Below are 18163 nucleotides of genomic sequence, written 5' to 3' on the forward strand. Positions count from 1 at the left end.
TCCTCTCGGACGCGGCGGGCGGTCGTCGTATGTTGGCCGTCATGGCGATCAGTGAGCTGCCCAACTCCCGCACCGAGAGCGACGGTTCGGCCGTCCTCCGCGTGCTGAGCTACAACGTCCGCTCCCTGCGCGACGACGAGGACGCCCTCGCCCGGGTGATCCGCGCCTGCGCCCCGGACCTCGTCTTCGTCCAGGAGGCCCCGCGCTTCTTCCGCTGGCGCAAACACGCGGCGCGGCTCGCCGCCAAGAGCGAGCTCGTCGTCCTGAGCGGCGGCGCGACCGCGGCCGGGCCGCTGCTGCTCTGCTCCCTGCGCGCCACCGTGGAGCGGACCGAGGACGTCCTGCTGCCGCTCACCCCGGGCCTGCACCGGCGGGGCCTCGCGACCGCCGTGGTCCGCTTCGCCGGGGCCCGGCTCGGTCTCGTCAGCTGCCACCTGAGCCTGCGGAAGGACGAGCGGTACGCCCAGGCGGGGATGGTCCTGGACCGGGTCGCCGCCCTCGGCGCCCCGCACGTGCTCGTCGCCGGCGACCTGAACGAGCGCCCCGGGGAGCCCGCCTTCACCCGCCTCACGCAGGAGCTGCGGGACGGCTGGGCGGTCAGCCCCTGGGGCGGCGAGCACACCTCGACCCCGGCCGACCCGCACCAGCGCATCGACGCGATCCTGGCGACCCCGGGCATCGAGTTCCTCGGCTGCGGGGTCCCCACCGACCTCGACCCGGACGACCTCCGGGCCGCCACCGATCACCTCCCGGTCCTGGCGGCGGTCCGGGTGCCGGCCACCCCCTGAGGCACCGCACCCGGCCCGGCCGCGTGTCCGACGGACGGAGTCCGGCGCAGCCGTCCGAAGCCCGGGTGGCGCCCCGGCGCCGCGCGGTGCGAGGGCGGCGTCGGGAGGATCTGCTCACCTCCCGGTCCTGGCGGCGGTCCGGGTGCCGGCCACCCGGACCGACTCGTAAGGCCGGAACGATCTACACGACGGCCCCGCGGCCCGGGTCGTCGAAGCCGTCGTCGTCCTCGTCGTCGTGCTTCATCCGCGCCACCAGGGTCGCGAAGCCGCCCAGGAAGCCGCCCACGCAGAGCGTCGTCAGCCACCAGGTCATGTCCCACTGGAGCAGGACGGCGAGCAGCATCAGGACCGGGCCGCCGACGACCCCGAGCCAGGCGAACCTGGTCGTCGCGTCCGCCTCGGGGAGCGGCGGCGGCTCCGGCGGGACGAAGTGGCCCTCGTCCGAGCCGCCCGGCGCGTCGTCCGGCTCGGCCGGCGCGTAGTCCCGGGGGCCGCCGGTCCGCACCCCGGGAGCGAACACGATCGAGCTGCCCAGCGCGGGCCGCTCGGGGCCCTCCTCCGGGTCCTCGTCCGCCGCGGGCTCCTCGGGCGCGGGCTTCGGCCTGGGCTTCCAGGCCGTGCCCTTGATCGGCCGGATCTCCGCGCCGCCCTCCTCGTCCGACTCCTCGGGCTCCGGCAGCGCGAGGTTCTCGACCGGCCGGAACGGCTTCGCCCCCGGAGGGTCCGCGGGCTCCTCGCCGTACCCGGCGACGATCGCGGCCCAGGCCGCCTCCTCGTCGATGGGCTGCGGCTCCCGCCCGTCGCCGTCCTGCTGCTCAGCCACCGCTCCTGCTCCCCTTCCCGTCGACCAGATCCGGGGCCAGACGCTCGACGAAGGCCAGGCTCTCGTCGAAGATCCGCTCCGCGTCATGGTCCAACGTCGCCACGTGGTAGCTCTGTTCCAGCAGGACCTCCCGGACGTCCGTCGAGGAGATGCGGGAGAGGATCCGGGCCGAGTCGACGGGCGGCACGACGTGGTCCTGGGGGCTGTGGAGCAGGACGACCGGCTGGGTGACCTGGGGGAGCTGCGCGTCCACCGTCCGGAAGAGCTGCCGCAGGGAGTGCGCGGCGTGCAGCGGCACCCGGTCGTAGCCGACCTCGAAGGCGCCCTCCTTGGCGATGTCGCTGGCGATGCCCTTCGTGGACGGGACCAGGTGCCGCACGACGGGCAGCGCGTGCGCGGCGAGGCCGTGCACCTTGTTGCCCGGGTTGACGAGGACGATGCCCCGCACGGCGTCACCGTGCTGGGCGGCCAGCCGCAGGGTCAGGGCCCCGCCCATGGAGAGGCCGAAGACGAAGACGGTCCGGCAGCGCTCCCGCAGCTCGCGCAGGGCCCGGTCCACCTCCGCGTACCAGTCGTGCCAGGTGGTCAGCTGCATGTCCTGCCAGCGGGTGCCGTGGCCGGGCAGCAGGGGCACCGAGACCGAGAGGCCGCGCTCGGCCAGGTACTCGGCCCACGGGCGCATCGACTGCGGGGAACCGGTGAATCCGTGACAGAGAAGGACGCCGACCTCTCCGCCCTCATGGCGGTACGGCTCGGCTCCGGGAAGGACCGGCACCGGGGTCTCCTGTTCGGTTGCGACTCCGGCGTCCTCGGGGCGCGCCGGAGCGACGGCAATGGGGAAGGACCTTCACGGTACGCGACCGGACCGACACCGACCAGGGCCGTAGCGGGGGCCGTACGCCGGTACGGGATAAAGTCGGGGCCACGGCACACGGAAGGCATGGCGAGTTGATCTACGGCGCAATGAAGTTCTCCATCGGAGGGTCCCTCAAGCTTGCCTTCCGGCCCTGGGTGGAGGGTCTGGAGAACATCCCCGCCGAGGGGCCCGCGATCCTCGCCAGCAACCACCTGTCCTTCTCGGACTCCTTCTTCCTCCCCGCCGTCCTGGACCGCAAGGTCACCTTCATCGCCAAGGCCGAGTACTTCACCACCCCGGGCGTGAAGGGCAAGCTCACCGCCGCCTTCTTCAAGGGCGTCGGCCAGCTCCCGGTGGACCGCTCGGGCGCCCGCGGGGCGGGCGAGGCGGCGATCAAGGCCGGCATCGAGGTCATCGAGGGCGGCGGTCTCTTCGGGATCTACCCCGAGGGCACCCGCTCGCCCGACGGCCGCCTCTACCGGGGCAAGCCCGGCGGTCTGGCGCGCGTGGCCCTGGCCACCGGCGCGCCCGTGATCCCCGTCGCCATGATCGACACCGAGAAGATCCAGCCGCCCGGCAAGGTCGTCCCCAAGCTGATGCGCCCGGGGATCCGGATCGGCAAGCCGCTGGACTTCACCCGCTACCAGGGCATGGAGGGGGACCGCTTCATCCTCCGCTCGGTGACCGACGAGGTCATGTACGAGATCATGAAGCTGTCGGGCCAGGAGTACGTCGACATCTACGCGACCGCCGCCAAGCGGCAGATCGCGGACGCGGAGAAGGCGGCCAAGGAGGCCGTCAAGGCCGAGATCGCCGCTCGGGAAGAGTCCGGCGCGTAGGTCCCCGCGAGGGGCTTTCCGGGGGGTGGGGGAGATGGCCAGGCGCGAGCGTGTCGTGCGCATGTCGGTCGAGCAGCCGCTGTGGCGTGCGCTGACCGGCTACCGCGTCCTGACGATGGTCTACGCGGTCCTGCTGGTCGCCTTCGGCCGCGAGCGGTACGAGCGGCCGTGGATCGTCGTCGTCTATCTGGCGGTGCTCTGCTGCTGGACCCTCGCCACCCTCCCGAAGGTGGCGAACGCGGCCAGCTGCACCAAGCGCTTCCTCGGCGCCGACCTCACCGTCGCCCTCGTCGGCATCCTCCTCACCCCGCTCGCCGACGCCCAGGCCCAGTCGATCGACGGCCCCACCCTGCCGTCGATATGGACGGCGGGCTCCGTCCTCGCCTACGCGATCAAGGGCGGCTGGCGCTGGGCCGGGGCCGCCTCCTCGCTCGTCGCCGTCGCCAACATCATCGAGCGCGGGCACCCCAGCCGGGACACCCTCCACAACGTGCTCCTCGTCTGGGTCGCCTCCATCGCCATCGGCTACGTCGTCGAGGTCGCCCGCGCCTCCGAGCGCACCCTCGCCCGCGCCCTGGAGATCGAGGCCGCGACCCGGGAGCGCGAGCGGCTCGCGCGCGACATCCACGACAGCGTCCTCCAGGTCCTCGCGATGGTGCAGCGGCGCGGCACGGCGCTCGGTGGCGAGGCCGCCGAGCTCGGCCGGATGGCGGGCGAGCAGGAGGTGGCCCTCCGCACCCTCGTCGCGGGCGGGCTCACCCGGCCCAGCCTGGTCTCCGAGGACGAGTCCGAGGGCGCCTTCGTCCGGGTCGTCGAGGTGGACGACGAGCCGGACGACGACGCCCCCGTCGACCTCCGCGTCCTGCTCGCCCCGCGCGCCGGTTCCCTGGTCACCCTCTCCGAGCCGGGCGCCCCGGTGCTCCTTCCGCCGCCCGCCGCCCGTGAGCTGGCCACCGCCGTCGGCGCCGCCCTGGACAACGTCCGGGTGCACGCCGGGCAGGACGCGCACGCGTGGATCCTGATCGAGGACTGGCCGGACGAGGTGATCGTCACCGTCCGGGACGACGGCCCCGGCATCCCCGAGGGCCGCCTCGCGGAGGCCTGGGGAGAGGGCCGGATGGGCGTCGCCCTGTCCATCCGGGGGAGACTGCGGGATCTGGGCGGTTCGGCCGAGCTGATCTCGGTCCCGGGCCAGGGCACGGAAGTCGAGTTGAAGGTTCCACGGGGGAAGGCAGGGGAGAAGTGAGCGAGCAGCCGATCAGGGTGATGGTCGTCGACGACCATCCGATGTGGCGGGACGCGGTCGCCCGCGACCTCGCCGAGGCGGGCTTCGAGGTGGTCGCCACCGCCGGCGACGGGGAGCAGGCCGTGCGCCGTGCGGCCGCCGTGACCCCCGACGTCCTCGTCCTGGACCTGAACCTGCCGGTCAAGCCGGGCGTCCAGGTCTGCAAGGAGCTCGTCGGCGGCCTGCCCGGGCTGCGGGTCCTCGTGCTCTCGGCGAGCGGCGAGCACGCCGACGTCCTGGAGGCGGTGAAGTCCGGCGCCACCGGCTACCTCCTCAAGTCGGCCAGTACGGCGGAGCTGATCGACGCGGTGCGCCGGACGGCCGCCGGGGACCCCGTCTTCACCCCGGGCCTGGCCGGTCTGGTCCTCGGCGAGTACCGCAGGCTCGCCTCCGAGCCCGCTCCGGCGGCGGGCGCCGACGAGCCGAAGGCCCCGCAGCTGACCGAGCGCGAGACCGAGGTCCTGCGGCTCGTCGCGAAGGGCCTCAGCTACAAGCAGATCGCCGAGCGCCTGGTGATCTCGCACCGCACGGTGCAGAACCACGTCCAGAACACCCTGGGCAAGCTCCAGCTGCACAACCGCGTGGAGCTCGTCCGGTACGCCATCGAGCGCGGACTCGACGACGCCTGAGACGGCCGGGCGTCACGACGGGCCGTATATTCGCCGATATACGGCCCATCGTGACGTTGAGGGGAAACGCGTGGAAATCCTGGCATTCGGCGTGCAGGCGGACGAGAAGCCCCTCATCGAGAAGGCCTTCGCGGGACACCACGACGTCCGCTGCGTGGGCGTCTTCCTCAACGAGGACACCGCACCCATCGCCGCCGGCTACGAGATCATCTCCACCAGCGTCAACGCCAACCTGAACCACCGCGTCCTGCAGACCCTCGCGGCCGGCGGGACCCAGATGATCGCCCAGCGCTCCACGGGCTTCAACAACATCGACCTGGAGGTCGCCGAGCGCCTCGGCATGACCGTCGCCCGCGTCTCGTCCTACTCGCCGTACTCCGTCGCCGAGTTCGCCTGGACCCTCGCCATGGCCGTCAACCGCCGGATCGTCCGCGCCTCCAACCGCACCCGCGACTTCGACTTCCGGCTCGACGGACTGATGGGCCGCGACCTGCGGGGCCGTACCGCAGGCGTCCTCGGCACCGGCAAGATCGGCGAGGCCTTCACCCGGATCGCCCACGGCTTCGGCATGAACCTCCTCGGCTGGGACGTCGCCGAGAACCCCGCCTGCGTGGAACTCGGCATGACGTACGTCGACAAGGACCGGCTCCTCGCCGAGTCCGACCTCGTCAGCCTCCACGTGCCGCTGCTCCCCGCCACCCAGCACCTCGTCGACGCCGCCGCCCTGAAGGCCATGAAGGACGACGCCATCCTGGTGAACTCCAGCCGCGGCGGGCTCATCGACACCGAGGCCCTCGTCACCGAGCTCCGGGCCGGCCGCTTCACCGGCGTCGGCCTGGACGTGTACGAGGCGGAGGCCGGGCTCTTCTTCCTCGACAAGTCCCTGGAGGTCGTCGAGGACGACACCCTGGCCCGTCTGGTCACCTTCCCGAACGTGGTGGTCACCTCCCACCAGGCGTACTACACGCTCGACGCGGTCGGCCAGATCATCGACACCACCCTCCAGAACGTCCTCGACCACACCGCCGGGCGCCGCAGCGAGAACGTCCTGGTCCCGAGGATCTCCCGGGGCGGTGCCTAGACCAGCACCCCCGCGAGCAGCGAGGCGGTGAGCGCGGCACCGTCCAGGGTGAGCACCGACTCCGGGTGGAACTGCACCCCGGCGAAGCCCGGTCCGCGCAGGGCGTGCACCTCACCGGTCTCCGCGTCCCGGCTCACCTCGATGCGGTGCAGCGCCAGCTCCGTCGCCGTCCGGTCGTCGCAGCGGGCGGTGAAGCTGTTGTAGAACCCGACCGTCCGCTCCTGTCCGAACAGGTCGATCCGCAGCTGCGCCCCCTGGAACGGCGTCCGCTTGCGGACGATGTCCAGGCCCAGTTCGGCCGCGATCAGCTCGTGCCCGAGGCAGACGCCCAGCAGGCCGTGCCGGTGGCCCCGTACGAGCTCCGCCGTCAGGCCGCGCAGGAACCGCATCTTCGGGTCGGCGGCGTCCGAGGGGTCGCCCGGCCCCGGCCCCAGGACGACCGGCCCCTCGTGGGCGAGGGCCAGCTCCCGCAGCCCCGGCTCGTCGTAGCGCAGCAGCGACACCTCCAGGCCCGAGGAGCGCAGCACGTGCGCCAGCATCGCGGTGAAGGTGTCCTCGGCGTCGACCACGAGCGCGTGCCCCGCCAGCTCCGCCGAGCGGGCCTGCATCTTCAGCCAGAACGGCGCGAGGTCCGCGCGGCGCGCGTCCAGCGCGGCCCGCACCCGGGGGTCGTCGGCGAGCCGCGCCGGCACCGGCGCGGCGGCGTCCGGGACCGGCCGGCCCTCCCGGACCCCGAGCGCCGTCAGGACGCCCGCCGCCTTCGCGTGGGTCTCGGCGACCTCGCCCGCCGGATCCGAGTGCCGCACCAGCGTCGCCCCGACCGGCACCCGCAGCCGGCCGTCGGACGCGATGTCGGCGGTACGGATCAGGATGGGCGAGTCCAGCGTCTGCGCCCCGCTCGCGTCCGTGCCGAGCAGGGCGAGGGCGCCCGCGTAGTAGCCGCGCCCGACCCCGTCCGGCCCGACGGGCTCGTGACGCTCGATCACCCGGCAGGCGTTCTGCACCGGGGACCCGGTGACGGTCGCCGCGAACATCGTCTCCCGCAGCACCTCCCGGACGTCCAGCGAGGAACGGCCGCGCAACTCGTACTCCGTGTGCGCGAGATGGGCCATCTCCTTCAGCCGCGGCCCGACCACCACGCCGCCCATGTCGCCGACGGTGCACATCATCTTCAGCTCCTCGTCCACCACCATGGAGAGCTCCTCGGTCTCCTTGCGGTCGGCGAGGAAGACGAGCAGGTCCTCGGCGGTCGGCGCGGCCCCCGCCGGGTAGCGGTACGTGCCGCTGATCGGGTTCATCACGACCGTCCCGCCCGACATCCGCACGTGCACCTCGGGGCTCGCGCCGACGAGCGTCCGGTCCCCGGTGTGCACCACGAACGTCCAGTACGCGCCCCGCTCGCCCGCGAGCAGCCGCCGGAACAGGGCCAGCGCGTCGGCCCGCCCGAAGCCGGGGATCTCGCCCGTGTAGGTGCGCCGGATGACGAAGTTGGCGCCCTCGCCGGAGCCGATCTCCTCGTCGATGACCCGCCGCACGGTCTCCGCGTAGGCCTCGTCCGAGACGTCGAAGCCGCCGCCCTCCACCCGTACCTCGTGGGCGGGCAGCGCGGCGAGGGCCTCGTCCAGCGGCAGCTCGTACGTCTCGTCGGCGACGAGCACGGAGAGCGGGGTCCCGTCGTCCCGCACGTCGAAGCCCCGCTCGCGGATCTGCCGGAACGGCACGAGGGCGAGGGTCGGCACCGGGCCCACGGGCAGGTCGGCGAGGCGCTCGGCCTCGTGGACCCGGCCGATCAGCACCTCGATGGTGTCGTGGTCGCGGCCGGGCGTGCGGCGGCGGAGCAGGGCGAAGGGCGGGCAGGAGTCGTCGAGGAGACGGGAGAGGTCCATGGGGCGGGTCGTTCCTTCCGGGTGGAGTACGGAGAGGAGGAACGGCCCCGGGTACGAGAAAGGCCGCCCCTCGGGCGGCCTTCGCGAGTCAGTCGGTGTACGCGCGATCAGTGGGCCGCCGGATGAGCGGTCCACCACCAGTTCTGGATCTGCGAGGCGTACGACATGCGAGCACTGTAACCCAGCCGGGCACGGGAACGGGGCCCGTTCCGCACCGTGGACGGTGCGGAACGGGCCCCGAGGGCGGCCGTTCTCCCGATCAGAAGATCAGGTTGTACGTCTGCCAGCCCGGGCCGACCTGCACGCGGGCGGCGTACGGGGCGGTGGCGCTGCCGGTGCCCTTGTACAGCCACAGCGCGCCGGCGCCGTCACGGGCGACGAAGTCGACCTTGCCGTCACCGGTGAGGTCGCTCGGGCCGGTGATGCTGTTGTAGATCTGCCAGCCGGTACCCACCTTGACGCGGGCGGCGTACGGGGCGGTGGCGCTGCCGGTGCCCTTGTACAGCCACAGCGCCCCGGTGGCGTCGCGGCCGATCAGGTCCGCCTTGCCGTCCGAGGTCAGGTCGCCGGTGCTGACGATGTCGTTGTAGATCTGCCAGCCGGTGCCGATCTTCACCCGGGCGGCGAACGGCGTGGCCGGGGTGCCGGTGCCCTTGTACAGCCAGATGACACCCGACTTCTCGCGGGCGACGACGTCCGGCCTGCCGTCCCCGGTGAGGTCCCGGACGCCGATGATCCGGTCGTAGATCTGCCAGCCGCCGCCGGTCCTCAGGCGTGCCTTGAACGGTGCGGAGGGGTTGCCGCTGCCCTGGTAGTACCAGAGGACGCCGGAGGCGTCCCGGGCCACGGCGTCACCGGTGCCGTCGGCCCGGAGGGCCGTCAGCGGGGTGATGGCGTTGTAGATCTGCCAGCCGCCGCCGACCCGGTACCGGGCCAGGAACGGCGTGGTGGCGCTGCCGCCGCCCTGGTGCTGCCAGAGCACGCCGGAGGCGTCGCGGGCGAGGAGGTTGTAGCGGTTGGTGGTGGCGACGGCGGGCTTGCCGTCGACCTCCTTGACGTCGCTCGCCTTCACCCACGCCATGCGGTGGTTGTAGCGGATCGGGACGAAGACGTTGGTCGTGCCGACGACCCGGGTGCCGTCCTTCTCGTACGCGCTGTAGTAGTAGTCGCCCGGGACGGCGTCCCCGGCCTTCGCGTACAGCTGCCCGGCCGGGAGGCTGTACCTGGTCAGCGACGCGTTGTTGTTGTTCTGGACCGGGACCCCGGTGCCCGCGTAGGCGGCGTCCTCGGGGTAGGTGCGGCCGTAGACCGGGATCGACGTGGCGCCGTCCTTGGCGGTGATCGCCGTCTTCACGCCCACCGGGGCCGTGTACTGGCCGCCCGGGTTGTAGAACCAGGCCTTCTTGCCGCCGTACCAGATGGCCGTCCAGTCGGTGCGCGACTCGGCGACGACGTGGGTGCTGCCGGCCGTGACCTTGTTCGTCCAGTTGGCGCCCTCCTGCCAGTTCGCCGAGACGTACGGGTCGGTGAGCGCCTTGGACTGGTCGGCCACCGGCTCCGAGTAGAGGTAGCCGAAGTTCACCGGCAGCGGGACGGTCGTCTTGGTGACGTTCTGGCCGCCGACCGTCTCCGTGTACTTCATCGCCTGCTCGTTGGCTGACGTGAAGGGCGGGACGATCCGGACGAGCTGACCGGCCTGGAGGAGGCCGCCGGCGCCGCCGGCGCCGGTGGGCGCGCCCACCAGGGTCATGAAGTGGTTCCAGTCCCAGAACGGGCCCGGGTCCCAGTGGTCCTGGATCGGGCTGTCCAGGATGCTCGGCACGTCGTCGTGGCCGATGACGTGCTCGCGGTCCAGCGGGATCGAGAACTTCGCGGCCAGGTACTTCACGAGGGCCGCGGAGGACTCGTACTCCGGCTCGGTGTACCAGCCGGCGTCGCCCTTGATGGCGTAGCCCTCGTGCTCGATGCCGATCGAGTGCATGTTGAGGGTCTTGTTGCCCGCGTGGTACGCCTCGTTCTTGGTCTCCACCATCTGCGTCACGCGGCCGTCGGCGCGGACGATGTAGTGGGCGCTCGCGTAGCTCAGCGGGTTCTGGAAGACCGCCACCGCGCCGTCGTGCGTGCCCTCGATGTCGTGGATGACGATCTGGCGGACGTCGAAGCCACCCGTGCCGCGGCTCGCGATGTTGTAGTTGCCGTCGTTCTGGGAGTAGGCGGCGGGGATGAACGTGCAGACGGGGGCCGTCGGCCCGGTCGGGCACTCGGCCGCCGGGGTGTCGTTCGCCGCGGTGGCGCTCGCCGTCAGCGGAACGTTCGTCGGCTCGACCGGCTCCACCGACGGGTCCGCGGGCAGAACGACCTGCTCGCCGTCCGCGGTGAGCTCCCGCTCGCCCGTCCTGATGGACTCGAAGACGCGCTTGGCGAAGAGGTCCGCGCCCTTCCGGTCCGAGGACTGGCTGTAGCGCGCGACGGCCGGGTACCAGGCGCCCGGGTCGTCGGACAGCTCCGCACCGGCCTGCTTCTGGTAGTCGGCGAGCAGGGCGGCGCCGGCCCGGATGGAGGCCTCGCTGTCGTTCTGGACGGTGTCGGTCGAGCCGTCGATCAGCTCGGCGCCCTTGTCCAGGGTGTGCAGCGCGGGGCTGGAGGTGTCGACCTTCTTCTCGGGGAGGGCCGCCAGGGCCTTCTTCCCGTCGAACCTCTTCTCGACGCGGGGGTCGCCGCTGCGGTTCATGAGGTCGAGCAGCTGCTCGTCCGTGTCCTGCTCGACGTCCTCGGGGTCGACCTTCGTCAGACCCATGACGTTGTACGCGCCCGTGGTGCTCGGCTGCCCCTCGTGCGACTCCCACCGGGTCTGGCGGTACGACACCGCCATCAGCACGCTCTGCGGCACATCGAACTCGCGCGCCGCGTTTGCGAACTGTTCCTGCAGGGAAGCCTCGCCCCCGGGCTTGCCGTCGCCGGCCGCGCCGAGCAGGCCCGGTGAGGCGACCGCGAGGGTGCCGATCGTGGCGGTGGCGACGACCGCCGCCGCCGCTCCGTACAAGAGTCGTTTCTTCTTCCGGTCCCTGCGGTGCCTCTGGGTCACGCCCACCCCTGTGGATTCGACTTTGTTCTTGTCAAACGGGCCAGAGGGTAACACCACTCGACGGTATGAAGATCCCCGTGTGACATTTCGGGCGCGCGTCTCAGTCCATGGGCAGACGGACAGGACCGGACGAAGAACCCCGTAATGTTGTGCGTGTGACCGTGAACGCTGATTCCCACGCCGTCGCCAAGGCGACCTGGCGAGACCTGCCCGCGGCGCAGCAGCCCGAGTACCCCGATGCCGAGGCTCTGCGCGATGTGATCGCGGACCTCGAGTCGTATCCTCCGCTCGTCTTCGCCGGCGAGTGCGACCAGCTGCGCGCCCGGATGGGAGCCGTCGCCCGTGGCGAGGCGTTCCTGCTCCAGGGCGGCGACTGCGCCGAGGCTTTCGACGCCGTGTCCGCCGACCACATCAGGGCCAAGCTCAAGACGCTGCTCCAGATGAGTGCCGTCCTCACCTACGCGGCCTCCGTGCCCGTCGTGAAGGTCGGCCGTATCGCCGGCCAGTACTCGAAGCCCCGCTCCAAGGGCACCGAGACCCGCGACGGCGTGACCCTGCCGACCTACCGGGGCGACTCGGTCAACGGCTTCGACTTCAACGAGAAGGCCCGCATCCCGGACCCCGAGCGCCTGAAGCGGATGTACAACGCGTCCGCCTCCACGCTCAACCTGGTCCGCGCCTTCACCACCGGTGGCTACGCCGACCTGCGCCAGGTGCACGCCTGGAACCAGGACTTCGTGAAGTCGTCCCCCTCGGGCCAGCGCTACGAGGCGCTCGCCCGCGAGATCGACAACGCCCTGAACTTCATGAAGGCCTGCGGCACCGACCCCGCCGAGTTCAAGGCCGTCGAGTTCTACGCCTCCCACGAGGCGCTGCTGCTCGACTACGAGGGCGCCCTGACCCGTACGGACTCGCGCACCGGCAAGCTGTACGACACCTCCGGCCACATGGTCTGGATCGGTGAGCGCACCCGGCAGCTCGACCACGCCCACATCGAGTTCGCCTCGCAGATCGCGAACCCGATCGGCATCAAGCTGGGCCCGACCACCTCGGTGGACGACGCGCTCACCTACATCGACCGCCTCGACCCGGACCGCGAGCCGGGCCGGCTGACCTTCATCGTCCGCATGGGCGCCGACAAGGTCCGCGACAAGCTCCCCGAGCTGGTCGAGAAGGTCACCGCCTCCGGTGCGGTCGTCGCCTGGGTCACCGACCCGATGCACGGCAACACCTTCGAGGCCGCCTCCGGCCACAAGACCCGCCGCTTCGACGACGTGCTCGACGAGGTCAAGGGCTTCTTCGAGGTCCACAAGGCGCTGGGCACCCACCCGGGCGGCATCCACGTCGAGCTCACCGGTGACGACGTCACCGAGTGCGTGGGCGGCGGCGACGAGATCTTCGTCGACGACCTGCACCAGCGCTACGAGACGGCCTGCGACCCGCGGCTCAACCGCAGCCAGTCGCTCGACCTGGCCTTCCTGGTGGCGGAGATGTACCGCGATCAGTAAGTAGCTTCCTACGGAGATGGGGCACGGATCGCTGTGATCCGTGCCCCATCGTCGTATCCGGGGCTTTTGGGGCTCCGGGGTGCCGGGTAAGGTTAGGTTAGCCTTATGGATCCCGGTGGGAGGTGAACCGCGTGTACGTCTGCTCATGCTTCGGTGTCACGGAGAAGCAGGTCAAGGAGCACGCGGACGCGGGTGCGTGCACGCCCCGCCAGATAGCCTCCGCCTGCAAGGCCGGAACGGACTGCGGTTCCTGCGTCCGCCGCATCCAGGCCATCCTCGGGCGCGGCAGCTGCCCGCGACGGGACCTCCTGGACCAGGGCGTGCCGGCCCTGACCACGGAGGCGGTCGCGGAGCTCGGGGAAGCCGCCTGACGCCTCCGGGCGGGTCCTAGCTCGGCTGCTCGATGAGCGTCGAGACGTACAGCGCCTCACCCAGGGACTCGATGAGCTCCAGCTGGGTGTCCAGGTAGTCGATGTGGTGCTCCTCGTCGGCGAGGATCTCCTCGAAGAGGTTGGCGGACGTGACGTCCCCCTTGGCCCGCATGACCTCGATCCCGCGCTTCAGGCGGTCGATCGCCTCCACCTCGACCTGGCGGTCCGCCTGGAACATCTCGGTGATCGTCTGGCCGACCCGTACGTGGAAGAGCCGCTGGTAGTTGGGCAGGCCGTCGAGCATCAGGATGCGCTCGGTCAGCTTGTCCGCGTGCTTCATCTCGTCGATGGACTCTTCGCGGGTGTACTTGGCGAGCTTCGTCCACCCCTTGTTGTCCTGGATGCGGTAATGCAGCCAGTACTGGTTGATGGCCGTCAGCTCGCCGGTCAGCTGCTCGTTGAGGAACTCGAGGACCTCGGGGTCGCCCTGCATCGCTTCAGGATCCTTCCACGGTACGTGTCCACGCCGTCACTGGGCGGGATGGCCGCATCCTCGCACCCCGAATGGGGGGCGTCCAGTAAGTGCAGGCTTAGTGGGAGTTGTCCGAATCGAGTCGCCCGGGTGGTCTCCTGGTCATGACCACCCCTCGCCGTCTGTCACCATGGATGACATGGGTCAGCCGGAGAGCGGAGCACACCGGGAAGCGGGTCAGCCGGACCGTTCGCCGAACCTTCCGCCGGATCTGCCGCCGGGGCAGCGGCTCCAGCGCGGCTGGCCGGTCACCCATTACGGGCCCGTCCCGAAGTTCAAGCCCGACCGCTGGGAGTTCCGCGTCTTCGGCGCGACGGCCGACGGTGACAAGCGCTGCTGGAACCACGAGGAGTTCTCGGTCCTCCCGTTCTCCACGGTCGAGGCCGATCTGCACTGCGTCACGAAGTTCAGCATGCTGGGGGCCGAATGGGGTGGCGTCCCGGCCCGCACGGTCCTGGAGCTCGCGCCGCCCGCTCCCCAGGTGACGCACGTGATGGTCTGGGCCGAGTACGGCTACAGCGCCAACATGCGGCTCGCCGACTTCGCCTCGGACGGGACGATCTTCGCCACCCACAAGGACGGGGAGCTGCTCACCGCCGAGCACGGTTTCCCGCTGCGGCTCGTCGTCCCCCACCTGTACGCCTGGAAGGGGCCCAAGTGGGTCCGGGGCGTGGAGTACATGGCGGCCGACCGCCGGGGCTTCTGGGAGGAGCGCGGCTACCACAACCTCGGCGACCCCTGGACGGAGCAGCGCTACTCGTACCAGGAGGAACCGGGAGACGGCCCGGAGCTCTAGCCGCTCCGGACCGCCTGTCCCGCCTCGCTCAGTGGTGGTACTGGTGGACCACCGCGTGGCCCTTGCCGCGGCCGATCATCCACTTGTTGACCGGGGTGGTGACCACGAACGCGACGGCCAGGGAGATGGCCAGCACGATCCAGAAGAGCGGCTCGTCGAGGTGCGCGTCCATGGCCCCGGGCCAGAGCGCGATGACGCCGTTGTCGATGAGCTCCATGACCGCGATGGAGAGGGTGTCGGCGGCGAGGGCGACCTTGAACGCCGTCCTGAAGTCGACGCCGGCGGACAGGATGCCGCGCAGGGTGAGCGCGTAGCCGAAGAAGAAGGCCAGGATGATCGCGAGGATCATCGTCGGCATGTTGCCCCAGCCGAGCGCGGTGCCGATGATCATGCCGAGGATCTCGCCGATGGCGCAGCCGGTGAGGCAGTGGAGCGTGGCCTTGGCGGCCATGGACCAGGAGACCGGACCGGGGGCGTGCTGGTGGCCGGTGTGGCCCTCGTGACCGTGGTGGCCCTCGTGACCGGCGGGGCCCTGGTGGGCGGCGTGGGCTGCATGGCCTTCGTGGCCTTCGTGAGCTTCGTGGCCCGCGTGGGCTTGATGGTGTTCGTGGTGCGCGTGAGCGTCGTGCTGCATGGGAGTGCCCCCAATCCCGTATGGCGTTCTGTCGTCGACAAGAACGCTATACCCCCCTGGGGTATTCCTCAAGAGGAGATGATCATCAGCCTCGCCGCTCGCGGAGCTTCTTCAGGAGCTCGATGTCCGCGACGTGACCCTCCTTGCCGCCCGGGGTCTCGATGATCAGCGGCACGTTCTCGGTGGCGGGGTGCCGCAGGAGGTTCGCGAACGCGTCCTCGCCGATGTGACCCGCGCCGATGTTCGCGTGCCGGTCCTTGTGGGCGCCGACCACGTCCTTGGAGTCGTTGGCGTGGATCAGCTTCAGGCGCCCCTCCCCGACCGTCTCCACCAGCAGGTCCAGGGTCTGCGTCGCGCCGTGCGGGCCCGCCAGGTCGTGCCCGGCGGCGAAGATGTGACAGGTGTCGAGGCAGACGCCCAGCTTCGGGTGGTGGTCGAGGGCGTCGAAGTACGGCCCGAAGTCCCAGGTGCGCGAGCAGAGCGAGAAGCCCTGGCCCGCCGTCGACTCCAGGAGCAGATACGGATCGTCCTCGTGCGTCAGCTCGTCGAGCAGCGGCAGCATCCGCTCCCGCACCTGGGCCAGGGCCACCTCGCGCGGGCGCCCGCCGGTCGCCGAGCCGGTGTGCACCACCACGCCCTTCGCGCCGATCTCCCGGCCCCGGCGCAGCGAGTGCCGCAGCGACTCCACCGACTTCTCCACGGTGGCCTCGGTGTGCGAGCCGAAGTTGATCAGGTACGGGGCGTGCACCCAGGCCGAGATCGACCCGGCCTCGCACTCGGCCCGGAACCGCTCGTCCTGGGCCGGGTTGCCGACCGGGGTCGCCCAGCCGCGCGGGTTGGCGACGAAGACCTGCACGGTCTCGGCGCCGAGCTCGCGGGCGTAGCCGAGGCCGATCGTGGCGAGGCCGCCGGCCACGGGGACATGGCCGCCTACGGGATTGCGCATGAGTCTCTAGAGTCCCTTGATCGTGAGGGTGACGGTGGAGCCCTCGGGCGCGGTCCCGCCGCCCTCCACGGACTGGCTCGCGACCGTGTCGCCGAGGTACGGGAAGGACTTCTTGACCTCCACCTCGAAGCCCGCGTCCTCCAGGGCCGTGCGCGCGTCCGCGGTCGACTCGCCGGTCACGTCGGGGACCTCGACGAGCTTCGGGCCCTTGGAGACGGTGAGGGTGATGACGTCGCCCTCGGCGGCACGGCTGCCGCCGGCGAGGGACTGGGCCGCGACGCTGCCGGCGTCCTCGGGGGAGTTGATCCGCTCGGGGGCGACCTTCACGGTGAGCCCCTCCTCCTGGAGGAGGGCCGTGGCGTCGGCGACGGTCTCGCCGCTGACGTCGGGCACGTCGACGGGCGACCCCTTGCTGACGACCAGGGCGACGGCCGAGTCGGGGCTGCGGTCGGTGCCGGGCTCGGGGTCGGATCCGATCACGGAGCCCCGCGCGACGGAGTCGCTGAACTCGTGGGTGATCACCCCGGGAGCGAGACCCTCCTCCCGCAGGGCGCGCTCGGCCTCCGCGAGCGGCTTGTTCCTGAGGTTGGGCACCTTCACGATCTCGGGACCGCGGGAGAGTGTGAGGACGACCGTGACGTTGCCGCGGACGCGCTCGCCGGGTCCGGGGTCGACGGCCATGACCGTGCCGCGCTCGTACACGTCGCTGAAGGCGCGCTTCGTGGTGCCGACGTCGAGACCGGCGTCGGAGAGCCGCTTCGTCGCGGCGGCCTCGGTCTGGCCCAGGACGGCGGGGACGCGGGTGAACTGGCCGGAATTGATGTACCAGACGCCGGCGCCCAGGCCGAGGGCGAGCAGGACGGCGACGACGATCAGGAGGGGGCCGCGCGGGGGCCGCCGGCGGGTGGCGGGCGGCGCCTCCGGGGCGGGCAGCCGGTTGGTGTGCTCGGCCGCCGCCGGTACGGGGCGGGCGATCACGCTCGTCCGGTCCTCGGCGGTGTCCCGGGCCTCGGACCGCGCCAGCGGCGGCACCGCGTCCAGCTGCTCGTCGTCGAGCCCGGCGCGGGCGTCCCGCAGCAGGGCGAGCAGGGCGACCGCGTCGTCCGGGCGGAGCTCCGGGGTGCGGGCCGTGGCCGCGGCGACGAGGTCGTCCAGCTCCGGGGCGAGCCCGGGGACGGTCGCCGAGGGGGCGGGCACGTCGGTGTTCAGGTGCTGGTAGAGGACCTGGGCCGGGGTGTCGCCGGAGTGCGGCTTGCCGCCGGTCAGCATCTCGTACAGGACGACACCGCAGGCGTACACGTCGGAGCGGGTGTCGGCGGTGCCGTGCTCGATCTGCTCCGGCGCCAGGTACGAGACCGTGCCGAGGACCGAGCCGGTGCTGGCGGTCGCCGAGCCCACGGCCCGGACGAGACCGAAGTCCGCGACCTTCACCCGGCCGTCGTCCCCTATCAGGACGTTCTCCGGCTTCATGTCCCGGTGCACGAACCCGGCCCGGTGCGCGGCGCCCAGCGCGGCGAGCACCGGCTCCAGGATGTCGAGCGCGGCACGGGGCGAGAGGGCGCCGCGCTCGCGCAGGACGTCGCGGAGGGTGCAGCCGGCGACGTACTCCATCGCCAGGTAGACGTACGCGCCCTCGGCGCCCTGGTCGAAGACGCCGACGACGTTGGGGTGCGCGAGGCGCGCGACGGACTTCGCCTCGCGGATGAACCGCTCGACGAAGGCGGCGTCGGTGGCGAGGGCGGGGTGCATCACCTTGAGCGCGAGGACGCGGTCGAGGCGGGTGTCGACGGCCCGGTAGACCGTGGCCATCCCGCCGACGGCGATGCGCGCGTCGACGCGGTAGCGGCCGTCGAGCAGCCGCCCGACGAGGGGGTCCTGAAGGGTCGTGTCCACGGCGACGAGTCTACGAGGGCGGTGCGGGGCGCTCGCGCGCTCGCCCCCGACTGCAGCCCACCTGTGACGAGCCCCTCTCCCCGCGGGTCCCGGCCCGCGCCCGGCGGGGCGGTGCCCCGCTGCCCGTGTGGGCAATCGTCCCGCTGGGGCGGGACGGGTGGGCACACGGGACGGCGCGCTCAGCGGCGCCTCCGCGTTCCGGGCCTGGACC

Annotated in this window: 17 protein-coding genes; 8 read left to right on the forward strand and 9 right to left on the reverse strand. The window is 71.8% G+C overall.

Annotated features, from left to right (window positions below; all coding sequences use genetic code 11):
* Positions 1-41 precede the first annotated feature (41 nt).
* Positions 42-788, forward strand: coding sequence for an endonuclease/exonuclease/phosphatase family protein (locus ACFV2S_RS37280; RefSeq protein ID WP_385570624.1), 747 nt, complete (start codon positions 42-44; stop codon positions 786-788).
* A gap of 181 nt (positions 789-969) precedes the next feature.
* On the opposite strand, the gene ACFV2S_RS37285 is transcribed toward ACFV2S_RS37280, so the two are convergent.
* Together ACFV2S_RS37285 and ACFV2S_RS37290 are read right to left on the reverse strand one after the other, a co-directional pair.
* Positions 970-1611, reverse strand: coding sequence for a hypothetical protein (locus ACFV2S_RS37285; RefSeq protein WP_385570628.1), 642 nt, complete (start codon positions 1609-1611; stop codon positions 970-972).
* The gene (locus ACFV2S_RS37290) at positions 1604-2386 is read right to left on the reverse strand and encodes an alpha/beta hydrolase (protein WP_383799550.1); all 783 of its coding nucleotides are present in this window, start codon (positions 2384-2386) and stop codon (positions 1604-1606) included. Before ACFV2S_RS37290 ends, ACFV2S_RS37285 begins: the two co-directional genes overlap by 8 nt.
* Before the next feature lie 188 nt (positions 2387-2574).
* Here ACFV2S_RS37290 and ACFV2S_RS37295 point away from each other — a divergent pair, with 188 nt between their 5' ends.
* The 4 genes from ACFV2S_RS37295 to ACFV2S_RS37310 all read left to right on the forward strand — a co-directional run bounded on the left by ACFV2S_RS37295 (position 2575) and on the right by ACFV2S_RS37310 (position 6301).
* The gene (locus ACFV2S_RS37295) at positions 2575-3306 is read left to right on the forward strand and encodes a 1-acyl-sn-glycerol-3-phosphate acyltransferase (protein WP_017238833.1); all 732 of its coding nucleotides are present in this window, start codon (positions 2575-2577) and stop codon (positions 3304-3306) included.
* Between the two features lie 34 nt (positions 3307-3340).
* On the forward strand, positions 3341-4552 hold the full coding sequence (gene macS, locus ACFV2S_RS37300; protein ID WP_385570635.1) for a MacS family sensor histidine kinase: 1212 nt from the start codon (positions 3341-3343) through the stop codon (positions 4550-4552).
* Positions 4553-4572: 20 nt separating this feature from the next.
* Positions 4573-5220: a response regulator gene (locus ACFV2S_RS37305; protein WP_385570675.1), complete on the forward strand. Its 648-nt coding sequence runs from the start codon at positions 4573-4575 to the stop codon at positions 5218-5220.
* Positions 5221-5290: 70 nt separating this feature from the next.
* Positions 5291-6301: a 2-hydroxyacid dehydrogenase gene (locus tag ACFV2S_RS37310; RefSeq protein ID WP_385570639.1), complete on the forward strand. Its 1011-nt coding sequence runs from the start codon at positions 5291-5293 to the stop codon at positions 6299-6301.
* On the opposite strand, the gene ACFV2S_RS37315 is transcribed toward ACFV2S_RS37310, so the two are convergent.
* From ACFV2S_RS37315 to ACFV2S_RS37325, 3 genes are all read right to left on the reverse strand, one after another.
* Complete coding sequence (locus ACFV2S_RS37315; protein WP_385570644.1) at positions 6298-8187, reverse strand: anthranilate synthase family protein; 1890 nt, start codon at positions 8185-8187, stop codon at positions 6298-6300. The genes ACFV2S_RS37310 and ACFV2S_RS37315 overlap by 4 nt on opposite strands.
* A gap of 107 nt (positions 8188-8294) precedes the next feature.
* Positions 8295-8354 carry a trp operon leader peptide gene (locus tag ACFV2S_RS37320; RefSeq protein WP_352019211.1) on the reverse strand — a complete coding sequence of 20 codons (60 nt, stop codon included), beginning with the start codon at positions 8352-8354 and terminating at the stop codon, positions 8295-8297.
* 92 nt (positions 8355-8446) lie between these two features.
* Positions 8447-11272 carry an N-acetylmuramoyl-L-alanine amidase gene (locus ACFV2S_RS37325; protein ID WP_385570647.1) on the reverse strand — a complete coding sequence of 942 codons (2826 nt, stop codon included), beginning with the start codon at positions 11270-11272 and terminating at the stop codon, positions 8447-8449.
* Between the two features lie 107 nt (positions 11273-11379).
* Here ACFV2S_RS37325 and ACFV2S_RS37330 point away from each other — a divergent pair, with 107 nt between their 5' ends.
* Entirely contained in the window at positions 11380-12780 is a 1401-nt protein-coding gene (locus ACFV2S_RS37330) for a class II 3-deoxy-7-phosphoheptulonate synthase (protein ID WP_385570650.1), read from the forward strand.
* Positions 12781-12902: 122 nt separating this feature from the next.
* A complete protein-coding gene (locus tag ACFV2S_RS37335; RefSeq protein ID WP_383798505.1) occupies positions 12903-13151 on the forward strand; it encodes a bacterioferritin-associated ferredoxin in 249 nt (82 codons plus the stop codon).
* Between the two features lie 16 nt (positions 13152-13167).
* Here the strand turns inward: ACFV2S_RS37335 and bfr are convergent, their stop codons facing one another.
* A complete protein-coding gene (gene bfr / locus ACFV2S_RS37340; protein ID WP_352025269.1) occupies positions 13168-13644 on the reverse strand; it encodes a bacterioferritin in 477 nt (158 codons plus the stop codon).
* Between the two features lie 178 nt (positions 13645-13822).
* Here bfr and ACFV2S_RS37345 point away from each other — a divergent pair, with 178 nt between their 5' ends.
* Positions 13823-14479: a sulfite oxidase-like oxidoreductase gene (locus ACFV2S_RS37345; protein ID WP_385570658.1), complete on the forward strand. Its 657-nt coding sequence runs from the start codon at positions 13823-13825 to the stop codon at positions 14477-14479.
* Positions 14480-14507: 28 nt separating this feature from the next.
* Here ACFV2S_RS37345 and ACFV2S_RS37350 read toward each other — a convergent pair whose 3' ends face one another.
* From ACFV2S_RS37350 to pknB, 3 genes are all read right to left on the reverse strand, one after another.
* Positions 14508-15113: a DUF4396 domain-containing protein gene (locus tag ACFV2S_RS37350; protein WP_385570662.1), complete on the reverse strand. Its 606-nt coding sequence runs from the start codon at positions 15111-15113 to the stop codon at positions 14508-14510.
* 85 nt (positions 15114-15198) lie between these two features.
* The gene (locus ACFV2S_RS37355) at positions 15199-16059 is read right to left on the reverse strand and encodes a deoxyribonuclease IV (RefSeq protein WP_385570667.1); all 861 of its coding nucleotides are present in this window, start codon (positions 16057-16059) and stop codon (positions 15199-15201) included.
* A gap of 6 nt (positions 16060-16065) precedes the next feature.
* On the reverse strand, positions 16066-17952 hold the full coding sequence (gene pknB, locus ACFV2S_RS37360; protein WP_385570672.1) for a Stk1 family PASTA domain-containing Ser/Thr kinase: 1887 nt from the start codon (positions 17950-17952) through the stop codon (positions 16066-16068).
* Positions 17953-18163: the final 211 nt, after the last annotated feature.

Source organism: Streptomyces sp. NPDC059695, from assembly GCF_042733785.1.
Lineage (GTDB): Bacteria > Actinomycetota > Actinomycetes > Streptomycetales > Streptomycetaceae > Streptomyces.

Coding starts and splice junctions, on each gene's coding strand:
- ACFV2S_RS37280 (WP_385570624.1), top strand. CDS start 42: ATGGCGATCAGTGAGCTGCCCAACTCCCGCACCGAGAGCGACGGTTCG.
- ACFV2S_RS37295 (WP_017238833.1), top strand. CDS start 2,575: ATGAAGTTCTCCATCGGAGGGTCCCTCAAGCTTGCCTTCCGGCCCTGG.
- macS (WP_385570635.1), top strand. CDS start 3,341: ATGGCCAGGCGCGAGCGTGTCGTGCGCATGTCGGTCGAGCAGCCGCTG.
- ACFV2S_RS37305 (WP_385570675.1), top strand. CDS start 4,573: ATGGTCGTCGACGACCATCCGATGTGGCGGGACGCGGTCGCCCGCGAC.
- ACFV2S_RS37315 (WP_385570644.1), bottom strand. CDS start 8,187: ATGGACCTCTCCCGTCTCCTCGACGACTCCTGCCCGCCCTTCGCCCTG.
- ACFV2S_RS37330 (WP_385570650.1), top strand. CDS start 11,380: ATGGGCAGACGGACAGGACCGGACGAAGAACCCCGTAATGTTGTGCGT.
- bfr (WP_352025269.1), bottom strand. CDS start 13,644: ATGCAGGGCGACCCCGAGGTCCTCGAGTTCCTCAACGAGCAGCTGACC.
- ACFV2S_RS37345 (WP_385570658.1), top strand. CDS start 13,823: ATGGGTCAGCCGGAGAGCGGAGCACACCGGGAAGCGGGTCAGCCGGAC.
- ACFV2S_RS37350 (WP_385570662.1), bottom strand. CDS start 15,113: ATGCAGCACGACGCTCACGCGCACCACGAACACCATCAAGCCCACGCG.
- ACFV2S_RS37355 (WP_385570667.1), bottom strand. CDS start 16,059: ATGCGCAATCCCGTAGGCGGCCATGTCCCCGTGGCCGGCGGCCTCGCC.